The organism is Burkholderia sp. BCC1985, assembly GCF_905339915.1.
GTDB lineage: Bacteria > Pseudomonadota > Gammaproteobacteria > Burkholderiales > Burkholderiaceae > Burkholderia.
Map to the genome: position 1 here is coordinate 1 of NZ_CAJPGY010000084.1, position 12,255 is coordinate 12,255.

Here is a 12,255-nt window from a genome sequence, read left to right on the forward strand (position 1 = left end):
ACGGTCGATCGCCAGCTGCTCGACCACGTCGACGTACTCACAGCCGCCGTAGTAGCGCTTGCCCGGATAACCTTCCGCGTACTTGTTCGTGAGCTGCGAGCCCTGTGCGGCCATCACGGCCGGGCTCGTGTAGTTTTCCGACGCGATCAGCTCGATGTGATCTTCCTGGCGGCGGTTTTCCTGCTCGATCGCTGCAAAGAGTTCGGGGTCGACGTTCGCGATGGTGCTTTGGGCTCTGTCAAACATACGGTTTCCGTTAAGTGTGTACAGGTTGACCGGGGCGGCCGAGTACATTGCGCTGCTGGCGGAACCAGCTCGACGTGGCGGAAGAATCCGTATGACGCGAGACGGGACAGCCACCGGCGATGCACGCAACGGCGCACAACGGCTGCCCAGGCGAACGGCAAAAACGGCGCCCCGCGCTCCACGGTGGGATGCTCCACCTTGAACCCGAAGGGTTCTATCGCCAGTCACGCAGGGGTGATGAGCGCGTTAGTTTATTGGATGCGTCATGAATAGGCAACCGCGCGGCAGCGGCCCCGAAACAATAAGGGCCAGACTTTACGCACCCGTGCCGACGCGCTTTGGCGCCTTGCCGCGGTGCGGCAATCTCAGTAGGCTTGCGGGATACTATCCGCTACTTTGTTACCGACCAGGAGCAGCAATGATCGTGTTCGTCACAGGCGCGTCCGCCGGCTTCGGCGCCGCAATCGCCCGAGCCTTCGTCAACGGCGGCCATCGCGTCGTCGCAACCGCGCGTCGCAAGGATCGTCTCGATGCGCTCGCGGCCGAACTCGGCGAGGCACTGCTGCCGCTCGAGCTCGACGTGCGCGACCGCGCCGCAGTCGAAGCCGTGCCGGCCGCCCTCCCCGCCGAATTCGCGGCGCTCGATGTGCTCGTCAACAACGCCGGTCTCGCGCTCGGCGTCGAGCCGGCCCACAAGGCCAGTCTCGACGAGTGGCAAACCATGATCGATACGAACTGCTCGGGCCTCGTGACCGTCACGCACGCGTTGCTGCCCGGCATGATCGAGCGCGGCCGCGGCCATATCTTCAACCTCGGTTCGGTGGCCGGCACCTATCCGTATCCGGGCGGGAACGTATACGGCGCAACCAAGGCTTTCGTCAGACAATTCAGCCTGAACCTGCGCGCCGACCTGATCGGCACGCCGTTGCGCGTAACCGACATCGAGCCGGGCCTCTGCGGCGGCACGGAATTCTCGAACGTCCGCTTCCGCGGCGACGATGCGAAGGCGGCGAACGTCTACCAGAACGTCCAGCCGCTCACGGCCGAGGACATCGCCGACACGATCTACTGGATCGCGACGCGCCCCGCGCACGTCAACATCAACACGATCGAGATGATGCCGGTCGCCCAGGCTCCGGCCGGCCTCGCGATCCATCGCGGCTGACACAGCGGGCGCAGCCGCGGGCCCGCCTCCGGCCGGCCCGCGGCATGCTACGCCGTACTACATTCCGTTACGAATCGGTTACGAATCCGTCCTCGGCCTTCCGGTAAAATGCGCGCCATGACTCAGCCTACCCGCTCCCCGGACGCGCACTCCGGCTTCACCTGGCCGGTACGCGTGTACTACGAGGACACCGACGCAGGCGGCATCGTCTTCTATGCCAACTACCTGAAATTCTTCGAGCGCGCTCGCACCGAATGGCTGCGCGCGTGCGGCATCGATCAGCGTCGGCTCGCCGACGACACGGGCGCGATCTTCATCGTCCGCAGCACGTCGCTCGACTACCGCGCTCCGGCGCGACTCGACGACACGCTGACGATCACGAGCCGGCCCGGACGCATCGGCCGCGCCTCGGTGGAATTCACGCAGGAAGCATGGCGTGGCGACACGCTGCTCGTCGCCGGGCACATCCGCCTCGGCTGCGTCGAACAGATCGGCATCCGGCCCGCGGCGATCCCGCCGGTCGTGCTCGACGCGCTGCAACGCGGGCCCGTCATCGACGCCGGGCAGACTGCCGTACTGTCAACGAAGCTCGGATGAGCACCGTTTAGACAAGGCCCATGAACTTGCCTTCCTGAATCGATACTAAGCAAGGTTCGGCGCCAGGCCAGGCCGGCGCGCCGCGCCACACGCATACCGTGCGCCCTCGCCGGACACCCCCGAAGGGACGTTACTCAAACCTCTATGAACACTTCTCAAGACCTGTCGATCATTTCCCTCGTCCTCAACGCGAGCGTGCTGGCCCAGGCCGTGATGGGGCTGCTGTTGCTGCTGTCGCTGATGTCGTGGACCTTCATCTTCCGCAAGTGGTTCGCGATCCGCCGCGCACGCGCGCAGACCGAACGCTTCGAAAGGGATTTCTGGTCGGGCGGCGACCTGCAGGCGCTGTATCAGAGCGCGGCCAACAACCGTCACACGATCGGCGCGCTCGAGCGGATCTTCGAATCGGGGATGCGTGAATTCCTGAAGGCGAAGGAAAAGCGCATCAGCGACCCGGGCCTCGTGCTCGACGGGGCACGCCGCGCGATGCGCGCGTCGTTCCAGCGCGAAATGGACGTACTCGAAGCGAACCTCGCGTTCCTCGCGTCGGTCGGCTCGGTCAGCCCGTACATCGGCCTGTTCGGCACCGTCTGGGGGATCATGAACTCGTTCCGCGGCCTCGCGAACGTGCAGCAGGCGACGCTCGCGAACGTCGCACCGGGCATCGCCGAGGCGCTCGTCGCCACCGCGATCGGCCTGTTCGCCGCGATTCCGGCGGTGGTCGCGTACAACCGCTACGCGCACGACATCGACCGCCTCGCGATCCGCTTCGAGACCTTCATCGAAGAGTTCTCGAACATCCTGCAGCGCCAGGCCCAGTAAGGAGCACGCCATGGCAGGAAGCCCCATTCGATCCAGCATGCGCGGCGGCCGCTCGCGCCGCGCGATGGCCGACATCAACGTCGTGCCGTACATCGACGTGATGCTGGTGCTGCTCGTGATCTTCATGGTCACGGCACCGCTCGTCGCCCCGTCGATCATCAATCTGCCGACCGTCGGCAACGCAGCACCGCAGGAACAGACGCCCCCCGTCGTCGTCAACATCAAGGCCGACCGCACGATGAGCGTCAAGTACAAGAGCGACGCCGGCGCGACGCAGGAAGACACGATGACCAAGGCCGAGCTCGACAGCTTCATCTCGGCCCGGCAGGCCGATCATCCCGACCAGCCCGTCGTGATCGCGGCCGACAAGACCGTGCAGTACGATGCGGTCATGACCGTGATGTCGGACCTGAAGGCGCGCGGCGTCAAGCGCGTCGGCCTCCTCGTCAAATCGCAATGAACCGGCAGCAATCCACGCGCGGCAACGCCTACCCGTCTCAGCCCCCGCGCGAGCGCGGCACCTGGCGCGCGTTCGCGCTCGCCGCGCTGATGCACGTGCTGCTCGCGCTGTTCCTCTATCACGGCGTGCAATGGCAGAACAGCACGCCGGCCGGCTCCGAGGCCGAGCTGTGGACCGAGGTGCCCGACGTGCCCGCGCCGCGGCCCGTCGCCACGCCCGCGCCGCCCGCGAAGCTCGCACCGCCCCCTCCCCCGGTCCGGGACGAGCAGGCGGACATCGCGCTGCAGCAGAAGAAGCGACAGCAGGAAGCGGCCGCGCGCGAAGCGCTGCTCGAGCAGCAGCGCCGCGCGCAGCAACTGAAGGCCCAGCAAGAGGAAACCCGGCGCGAGCAGCTCGCGGCCCAGCAGGCTGCCGCGCTCGCCGCGCAGAAGGCCGCCGAGCGCGAACGGCAGAAGCAGGCGGACAAGCTCAAGCAACAACAGCTCGTGGAGCAGCAGAAGCTCGAACAACAGAAACTCCAGCAGCAGAAACAGCAGCAACAGAAGCAGGCGCAGCTGGAAGCGCAGCAGGCAGCGAAGGCCAGGGCCGACGCGGCCGCGAAGGCGAAGGCGGAAGCCCAGGCCAAGGCGAAGGCTGAAGCGACGGCGCGCGCGAAGGCCGACGCGGCAGCGAAGGCGAAGCTCGACCGTGAGCGCAACGCGCGCCTCGCGCAGATGCAGGGCATGTCCGGCGCCGGCGAAGGTGGCGGCGAGGGCCTCGCGAAAAGCGGCACCGGCACGGGCTCCGGCGGCAATGCCGCATCGCCCGGCTATCCCGACAAGGTGCGTCGCCGCGTGAAGCCGAACATCGTCTGGGGCGGCGAGCGCGCGGGTCTGACGACCGTCGTCGCGATCCGCTGCACGCCGTCGGGCGACGTGCTCAGTGTTTCGATCCGCCGTTCGAGCGGAAATTCGGGGTGGGATCAAGCCGTGGTCAATGCGATCCAGTCGTCGGTCCCATTGCCGCCCGATTCTAACGGTCGTACCCCGTCCGACATTACGATTACCTTCAAGGCGGCGGAGTGATCGCAAATGCGCTTACACTCCGTGCGTCGCTGCCGGACGGGAACGAATCGGGTATTTTTACTGTCTCTGCGGTTGCGCAGCGATCCAAGTCACATGGGAAGCAAGAAGCATGAGTTTGATGACGAAACTAGGTTTCAGGGCACTCGTGGCCTCGTGTCTGATTGCGGCCGGCGGCGCCGCTAACGCGCAGGTCAACGTGCTGATCACCGGCGTCGGTTCGACCCAGTTCCCCATCGCCACCGCGAACTTCGCGAACGAGGCAGGCCTGCCGCAGCAGGTCACGTCGATCGTCCGCTCCGACCTCGCCCGTAGCGGCAAATTCACCAACATCGACGCGGGCAGCACGCCCGTGCCCGAGACCGCATCGGTCGATCTCGGCGCATGGAAGGCCAAGGGCGCGAATGCGTTCGTCGCCGGCAGCGTGAACCGCGAAGCGAACGGCCAGTACAAGGTGAACTTCATCCTGTACGACACCGTGAAGCAGCAAAGCCTCGGCGGCCTGTCGCTGACGGCCACCGACACCACGCTGCGCACGGCCGGCCACAAGATCGCCGACTACATCTACCAGAAGCTGCTCGGCGTGCGCGGCGTGTTCGCCACGCGCCTGTCGTACGTGATCAAGACGGGTAACCGCTACCAGCTGCAGATCTCGGATTCGGACGGCCAGAACCCGCGCATCGCGCTGTCGAGCACCGAGCCGATCATCTCGCCGTCGTGGTCGCCGAGCGGCACGAAGGTCGCGTACGTGTCGTTCGAGCGCAAGAAGCCGATCGTCTACATCCATGACCTGCCGACCGGCCGCCGCTACATCGTCTCCGACCAGAAGGGCAACAACAGCGCGCCGGCGTGGTCGCCGGACAGCAACACGCTGGCCGTCGCCCTGTCGCTGACGGGCAATACGCAAATCTATACGGTCAATGCAACCGGTGGCGGTCTGCACCGGCTCACGCAGAGCAGCTCGATCGATACCGAGCCGTTCTACTCGCCGGACGGCCGCTGGATCTATTTCACGAGCGATCGCGGCGGCGCGCCGCAGATCTACCGGATGCCGGCGCAAGGCGAAAGCGCCGGCGCGGCACAACGCGTGACCTTCACCGGCAGCTACAACACCAGCCCGCGCATCAGCCCGGACGGCAAGCTGCTCGCCTACATCTCCCGCACGGGTGGGGGGTTCAAGCTGTACGTTCAGGATCTGCAATCCGGGGCGGCGAACGCCGTCACGAATACCAATCGCGACGAATCGCCGAGCTTCGCGGCAAACGGCCAGTACCTTCTCTACGCGACCCAGTCGGGTGGTCGTAACGTGCTGGCAGCAGTGCCCTCCGACGGCAGCGCGCCGCCGCAAATCCTGTCCGTCCAGGGCGGCTCCGTTCGTGAGCCGTCGTGGGGGCCCTTCATGCAATGACCACAAGGAGAGTAACCATGATGTCGAATAAAGCTCGTCTGGCCCTGGCCGTGATGATGATCAGCGCGCTCGCAGCGTGCAAGTCGGGTGTGAAGCTCGACGACAAGGCCAACGCGGGTGCGATGAGCACGCAGCCGAGCGCCGACAACGTCGCGCAAGTGAACGTCGATCCGCTGAACGATCCCAACAGCCCGCTCGCAAAGCGCAGCATCTACTTCGACTTCGACAGCTATTCGGTGAAGGACGAGTACCAGCCGCTGATGCAGCAACACGCTCAGTACCTGAAGAGCCATCCGCAGCGTCACGTGCTGATCCAGGGCAACACCGACGAGCGCGGCACGAGCGAGTACAACCTCGCGCTGGGCCAGAAGCGTGCGGAAGCTGTCCGCCGCGCGATGGCACTGCTCGGCGTGAACGACTCGCAGATGGAAGCCGTGAGCCTCGGCAAGGAAAAGCCGCAAGCAGCGGGTCACGACGAAGCATCGTGGGCGCAGAACCGTCGCGCCGACCTCGTCTACCAACAGTAAGTAACGGAAGAGTTGCCGTATGACGCACCGTGTATCCTGGCTGCGCATCGCCGCAGCGTTCTGCGTCGTCGGCGCGGCGTGGTCGGCCGCGCCGGCGCACGCCGGCATGTTCGACGACAACGAGGCGCGCCGCGCCGTGCTCGATCTGCGCAGCAAGAGCGACAACCTGTCCAGCCAGCTGTCGGCCGCCCAGCGTACGATCCTCGATCAATCCGGCCGTATCGACCAGCTGAACCAGCAGGTCGCGACGCTGCGCGGCGAGAACGAGGATCTGACGAACCGGCTGACGACGCTCGAGCGGCAGCAGAAGGAGTATTACCAGGATCTCGACACGCGGCTCAAGAAGTTCGAGCCGCAACAGGCGACGATCGATGGTGTCGAAGGCACCGTGCAGCCGGGTGAAACGGATGCGCTCAGCGCGGCGCAGCAGCAATTCCGCAACGGCAACTTCAAGGCGGCCGCGGCCTCGTTCCGCAGCTTCATCGCGAAGTACCCGCAGAGCCCGTACCAGCCGACCGCGCAGTACTGGCTCGGCAATGCGCAATACGCGCTGCGCGACTACCGCGGCTCGACCGCGACGTGGCAAGCGATCGTGAGCAAGTATCCGCAGCATCCGCGCGCGGCCGACGCGCTCGTCGCGATCGGGACGAACCAGCTCGAGCAAGGCCAGAAGGCGGCCGCGAAGAAGACGTTCGAGCAGGTCGTGTCGCAGTACGCCGGATCGAACGCTGCGCAGACCGCGCAGGGCAAGATCGAGAGCATCAAATAAATTACCGTGTCGAATTGTTGACAGCCCTTCAATTCGCCGATATAATCTTTTGCTCTTTGGGTCGTTGAGCAAGTTGTCAGCGCAACGGACCAACCGGTTTCAAGAACGTGGGGTGGTAACTCAGTTGGTTAGAGTATCTGACTTTTAATCAGAGAGTCGAGGGTTCGAGTCCCTCCCACCCTACCAACTATCTTTGATAGTGCAATAAAAGCCTCCCGAGTGGAGGCTTTTTTGCGTCTGTTGCTTTTGCGCGGGCACGGCGCCGCCTCCCTGCCCGCAATGCCCCGTTACGCGTGCGCGCCCGTGACACTATGCTGCTCGCCAATCATGTGCTGGAGCGCTATCGCAGCGACAGCTTGCACCATATCCGATCATCGAGACCGCGTGCGATCCCGATTCTCGCCTGTCGACACCGAGGATCGGTTGCATGGAGGTCTACGATTGGATTCGCGCCAAGGTGGAATCCGATCGGAAGGGAGTCGATGCGAAAAGCTTCCCACCATTCAAGACCCGCTGATTCGCCAACGGTCCACACACCATTGATGCACCATGTGCCGCAACGCAACGCCGCCGGCGTCTCGCTCATTTCACGGCGCGAGGCCCGGCAAACTGAGCCGATCTACAAAACAGAGCTAGGCGAAGGAAGCGTGGTGAGTAGCTTTGTTGTTATCTGAGCTCGGACGCTCGAAGACTTCCGGAAGCCGTCTGGCACCACGCCTCGCTGGACCTCCCATTGACGAGCGTAGTGCAGACGTGATGTGCGAGCCAATGGAGAAACTGCTTCGAGCATCCGCCGAACAGCGCTGTGCTGCGGTAACTGAGACATGCAATGCCTGAAGCGCCCTGCCACTCCAAAAAATCGCGCTAACCCGCAAGCGACCGCTCGGACTACTCGGTAAACGCATCAATGAGCGCCAAAAGCGCCTCGCGCTTGCGTGCGTCGAGAGCGCGAAATCCAGAAACAACGCGTTGCTCATCGGGGTTCTCGAGGCGAGCCCCCTCTACTCCGGTAAGGACATAGCAGACGTCCACACCTGCACCGGCGATTGCGCTCAGGTAATCGGAGTTCGGCCGACGCAAGCCCTTTTCGTACTGGTACTGCGCGTGCTGCTGGACCCCACCAAGATCTGCCAACTCGGTCTGATTCAGCCCTAAACGCAATCGCTCCCTTTTCAGGCGCGCCTCAAACCCATTCATTTGATATGATTTTCCCTTGAAAAAATATCAATAAGTCCTAAACTCAGATTCAGAAACATCCGATTGCTAGCCTGTCGCGCCACTGCGAGGAAAAGCAGCATACCCCGCTGATCGCGACTCCTCGATGCGGAGGTTACATGTCATTCACATACGAAATCTGCGGCGCGCTGTCCGTTCTCGACAACTTTCGCCACCAACACGCCCAGCGATTCGCCGAGAGTATCGCGAACCCTGCTGACGTCTATTTCGCGACTGACGCCGTCACTCATTCGCTCATGATTCGCATTCGCGGCGTACTCAATGACGATGAAGCCCGGTCCGTCGAGGAGGCGCTGGAGGAATTGTCCCAGAAATGGGCGCGTGCCGGCGCCATCTTCCGCCGTGTGCGACACGGTGAATCATCGTTTATTCCCATCGGCCTTGCCCAATACGTCGAACTGCTTGAAGAACTCGCCGACGAGCACCTGCAGCTGGAGGCCTTCCTGCAACGCCAGGCCCGGATTCTGGAAAAGTTTCGGCCCTCCACCGCTTCACGCGCGAGAGAACGCTGACAGACCGCAACAACCCGTGACCTAGGATAACCGAAGCAACGGAGAAGACGATGGAAGAGCCAGCACGCTACGTCCTGTCGGGTGCGCTATCTGTCCATGACGACTTGGAAGATGAGCAGCTTGATCGAGTGTCTCGGCATCTGAGCGGCATAGCGACGGTGCACTTGAAGCACGACAAGGTGGCGCATACCGTCTCACTGCGCATCTCGGGCGAATTGATGCGCGACGACGTGCGCTACATCGAGCAGCGCGTCGAACGGTTCGCCGAGGAGAACGCACGAGCCGCCGCGATTCTGCTGAGCGAGTGGAAATGCGAGACGAGCGAACTCGTCGTCGGTATGAACTGGGACGCTCAATGCCTGATCCGGCTCGGCGCGGTGCAAGAACAACTCGCCAAACTCACGGAACGGTATTTCGACTTTCTGCTGCGGCTCGAGCCTCCTGACGCTCCCTTGCGCGGCCACCCACTTCTGTGCGTCGCGGTGGAGACCGACGACGATCGAAGGCTTGGCTAATGCGTGTGCTCGCGGGTCAAGGCTCTACGTAGTCTATTCGTGTGGCGCAGCAAAAGCGTCTCAGAAGCCGCACCGTGCCACGCCCTCCCTTATGCCGACCACACCGACCTACCTGAGAGCGAAGCCATCCCCGGGCATATGGCGCCGCCAATCCCGGTGAGATGGCGGTCGCGCCCTGCGCGCGGCCCCTTCTTGAAACGAATCGTGCCGCGAGGCCATGGCCAGCCCCCTGATCTGTCAGCATATACGCGCCGAGCCCGCCGTGAGCACCGATCGCCCAATGTGGACGAACGACCGAACCGGCAAATTTCCGTACGGATTGACTTGACCGGCAATTTTCCGTACAGTGGCATCAGGAGGTAAACGACCATGGCCACTACTCGATTTGAAGCCCGCATTGAGGCAGACGTGCATGCAGTGATCCGGCGCGCCGCCGAAATTCAAGGGCGCACCATGTCGGACTTCGTCGTGTCTGCGGCTCGCGAAGCGGCGCAACGTGCAATCGCCGACGCCGAAATTATCCGGCTGTCGGTGGCGGACTCCGAACGTTTCGCTCAAGCAATTCTGTCGCCGCCAGAGCCCGTCGACGCGTTAAAGCGTGCGCTCGAACACCACGAGCAACTCCTGCGTGACGAATGAGCCGCTCAACACTTGTTGTCGCTGCCCTGGGACCGATTCATGACCGATCTCAGTTCGTTTGTGGAACGCCAGCGCTAGACCGCTATTTGCGAGAGCAAGTCACGCAGGACGTTCGCCGAAGGATTGCTGCCTGTTTCGTCATGCTCGACGGCAACATCGTTGTCGGCTACTACACGCTGTCTGCCGCCAGTATCACCCTTGCAGACTTACCGCACGACCTGGCACGCAAGCTGCCGCGGTATCCGGCGATTCCAGCGGTGCGCATGGGGCGGTTGGCCGTTGATCAGACTTACCGAGGCAGGGGATTCGGCGCGGCGCTGCTCGTGAATGCGCTACGGCGTGCCGCGCGATCAGAAATCGCCGCAGTAGCGCTCACGGTCGACGCAAAGAACGAGGCCGCCGCCAAGTTCTATCGGCATTTCGGCTTCGAGCAACTGGCGAATGACCCATTGGCGTTGTTTTTGCCTTTGGCCACCGTGAAGTAAGGCATGCGACCACGTTGGGCGAATGCCCGTATCGGAATATCGAGCGCGCGCCTCACGTAGAACACCGGTCACGGAGACGCCACCATACCAGCCAGCGCGGAAACCGGCTGGCGAACCGCCATAGCCCGGTGTCGTCGGCCGAAATTTTTTTCAGCACTCAGCGGATTGACCGAGAACTACACGGATGCGTGCACCCTGCGATACCTCGGCACGCCCTCTTGTTTCCGCTGAAAAATCGACCTAGATTCAAGCCAATCCGGTCCGGTCAACGTGCATGCGCAACCGAGCGCGTGCGTGCCCACGCCGTCACCTCGGTTTAACAGGTCGCGAACGCCCATCGCAGTTCGTGACGAGCCTGCACCTGCACACTTTTTACGACCCTCGCCATAGATCGCAGATACTCGGTATGCACAACCGACTGCATTCCTGCGTGCACGGTGCCGGCGCTTGGGATGCTCTCGATGAGGAATGCCACAATGAAATTGCTCCCAATCATCACGCAACCGCTCAATGGTCGGCAGTGCCGAGTGAAGGTTGACGCCTGGCCACGGCAAGGAAATCTTCGCCGGATGTGGAATGGTGGCCAATCAGATGACCATGAGCGCGTCTCACCCCGCCCGGTGTGGCTCGAGCGTCTTATTATGCACACGGCGGAGCCGAAATTCGACGAAATTCGGCTCAGTCAACAAGAAGCCATGCGCCGCCCGATTGATATTGCATCGCCGATCGGTTCTGGCTTCATGCCGCGATTCACGAGAGGCCTATTCGAAGGCACTCCCGATGCAATCCCCTCTGCCCGTTCAAACACACTTCCGCGCCCCCGAGCAGGCAGCCACACGTGCGCCCGCCCCACTACAGATGCCCAACCCGTGGCAGGTGAACCGTGAACGCGCCCCGGGCGAGACTCAGCGTCGAACTTGGGACGCTCAAAGCCGAATGGGAGGCGTGGTGCGCACAACGCGGCGTCACGCCCAGCGAGGGTTTGCGGCAGTTCGCGGCGAAGGCCATCGATCGGGCAGCCGACCGACCAGACACGCGACCATCGTTCCCCCCTCGAGATGGGCCCTGCATACGCATCGGGATTGGGCTCACTCGCACTGAGCACGAATGCGTCAGAGCCGCGGCCTATGTTAACGGTTTCACGGCCAACCGGTGGATCGTCGCGTTGATTCGGGCGCATCTCACCGGTGAACCGCAGCTTGGGAACCGAGAGTTGACACTTCTCGCAGAGTCAAATCAACAACTTGCGGTAATCCGTAAGCTACTCGGTGAGCTCATCAGGAGTTCAGACACGAGTCCCTCCCGGCAGGGACCCGCTTGGGAGGACACTCGCGCAGCAATTGACGCGCACCTACGCGCCGCGGCGAAGCTCGTGCGGAGCAACCTGGATCGATGGAGCCGCTGACATGGCCTTTCCCAAAACCTACGTCGATGCACTGCTGGTCAACTGGGGAGATCGACTGTTTCACGAACCGCTTCGGCACGCCCGCGCTCAGCACCTATCGCATTGGACAATGCACCGACACGCCCTGCATTTGCGTGAGAAGCTGGTTGCAACGCTTGGGCATGCCCCGGAGGTGATGGTCAAGATTAGCAACAAGGGCGGAGGCGCGCAGGGGATGGCCGTAGTCCGTCGTCACTTGCGGTACATCTCGCGTAACGGTGATGTCGAGTTGGAAGATCAGGACGGGCATGCGATCACCGGAAAGGCCGAGTTGAACGACCTCCTCGAACAATGGCACTTGGGCGGCTGGGGCATTCCCCAAGAAAGCAAGCATAGAGAGACCCTCAATGTGCTGCTGTCGATGCCTCC

13 protein-coding genes, 1 tRNA gene, 2 pseudogenes and 1 riboswitch are annotated in these 12,255 nt (G+C 63.1%); of the genes and pseudogenes, 14 read left to right on the top strand and 2 right to left on the bottom strand.

Going from position 1 to position 12,255, the window contains the following annotated elements:
• Positions 1-246, bottom strand: a pseudogene (gene glyA / locus U4Z31_RS36385) (serine hydroxymethyltransferase); the annotation flags it as partial.
• Positions 247-383: 137 nt separating this feature from the next.
• Positions 384-484, bottom strand: a riboswitch (ZMP/ZTP riboswitch).
• A gap of 180 nt (positions 485-664) precedes the next feature.
• On the opposite strand from glyA, the gene U4Z31_RS36390 reads away from it, so the two are divergent.
• The 9 genes from U4Z31_RS36390 to U4Z31_RS36430 all read left to right on the top strand — a co-directional run bounded on the left by U4Z31_RS36390 (position 665) and on the right by U4Z31_RS36430 (position 7,241).
• Positions 665-1,411, top strand: coding sequence for an SDR family NAD(P)-dependent oxidoreductase (locus U4Z31_RS36390; RefSeq protein WP_124551582.1), 747 nt, complete (start codon positions 665-667; stop codon positions 1,409-1,411).
• Positions 1,412-1,519: 108 nt separating this feature from the next.
• Entirely contained in the window at positions 1,520-2,008 is a 489-nt protein-coding gene (gene ybgC / locus U4Z31_RS36395; protein ID WP_044844093.1) for a tol-pal system-associated acyl-CoA thioesterase, read from the top strand.
• Positions 2,009-2,152: 144 nt separating this feature from the next.
• Complete coding sequence (tolQ, locus tag U4Z31_RS36400) at positions 2,153-2,830, top strand: protein TolQ (protein ID WP_010091489.1); 678 nt, start codon at positions 2,153-2,155, stop codon at positions 2,828-2,830.
• A gap of 10 nt (positions 2,831-2,840) precedes the next feature.
• Positions 2,841-3,290 (top strand): protein TolR, encoded by a 450-nt coding sequence (gene tolR, locus U4Z31_RS36405; RefSeq protein WP_124487921.1) that lies wholly within the window; start codon positions 2,841-2,843, stop codon positions 3,288-3,290.
• Positions 3,287-4,354, top strand: a complete 1,068-nt coding sequence (gene tolA / locus U4Z31_RS36410; RefSeq protein WP_321812941.1) for a cell envelope integrity protein TolA — start codon at positions 3,287-3,289, stop codon at positions 4,352-4,354. Before tolR ends, tolA begins: the two co-directional genes overlap by 4 nt.
• 109 nt (positions 4,355-4,463) lie before the next feature.
• Positions 4,464-5,759, top strand: a complete 1,296-nt coding sequence (tolB, locus tag U4Z31_RS36415; RefSeq protein WP_044844090.1) for a Tol-Pal system beta propeller repeat protein TolB — start codon at positions 4,464-4,466, stop codon at positions 5,757-5,759.
• Between the two features lie 17 nt (positions 5,760-5,776).
• Complete coding sequence (pal, locus tag U4Z31_RS36420) at positions 5,777-6,286, top strand: peptidoglycan-associated lipoprotein Pal (protein WP_044844089.1); 510 nt, start codon at positions 5,777-5,779, stop codon at positions 6,284-6,286.
• Positions 6,287-6,305: 19 nt separating this feature from the next.
• Positions 6,306-7,055: a tol-pal system protein YbgF gene (gene ybgF, locus U4Z31_RS36425; protein ID WP_124487923.1), complete on the top strand. Its 750-nt coding sequence runs from the start codon at positions 6,306-6,308 to the stop codon at positions 7,053-7,055.
• A 109-nt stretch (positions 7,056-7,164) separates the two neighbouring features.
• Positions 7,165-7,241: transfer RNA gene (locus tag U4Z31_RS36430), tRNA-Lys, on the top strand.
• 702 nt (positions 7,242-7,943) lie between these two features.
• On the opposite strand, the gene U4Z31_RS36435 is transcribed toward U4Z31_RS36430, so the two are convergent.
• A complete protein-coding gene (locus U4Z31_RS36435) occupies positions 7,944-8,252 on the bottom strand; it encodes a helix-turn-helix domain-containing protein (protein WP_057926184.1) in 309 nt (102 codons plus the stop codon).
• 137 nt (positions 8,253-8,389) lie between these two features.
• Here U4Z31_RS36435 and U4Z31_RS36440 point away from each other — a divergent pair, with 137 nt between their 5' ends.
• The 5 genes and pseudogenes from U4Z31_RS36440 to U4Z31_RS36460 form a co-directional block, all read left to right on the top strand.
• A complete protein-coding gene (locus tag U4Z31_RS36440; RefSeq protein ID WP_124487924.1) occupies positions 8,390-8,803 on the top strand; it encodes a hypothetical protein in 414 nt (137 codons plus the stop codon).
• 50 nt (positions 8,804-8,853) lie between these two features.
• On the top strand, positions 8,854-9,318 hold the full coding sequence (locus tag U4Z31_RS36445) for a hypothetical protein (RefSeq protein ID WP_124487925.1): 465 nt from the start codon (positions 8,854-8,856) through the stop codon (positions 9,316-9,318).
• A 369-nt stretch (positions 9,319-9,687) separates the two neighbouring features.
• Positions 9,688-9,957 (top strand): DUF1778 domain-containing protein, encoded by a 270-nt coding sequence (locus U4Z31_RS36450; protein WP_321812942.1) that lies wholly within the window; start codon positions 9,688-9,690, stop codon positions 9,955-9,957.
• Complete coding sequence (locus tag U4Z31_RS36455) at positions 9,954-10,442, top strand: GNAT family N-acetyltransferase (RefSeq protein WP_321812943.1); 489 nt, start codon at positions 9,954-9,956, stop codon at positions 10,440-10,442. Before U4Z31_RS36450 ends, U4Z31_RS36455 begins: the two co-directional genes overlap by 4 nt.
• Positions 10,443-11,848: 1,406 nt before the next feature.
• Positions 11,849-12,255 (top strand): annotated as a pseudogene (locus tag U4Z31_RS36460) (hypothetical protein); the annotation flags it as partial.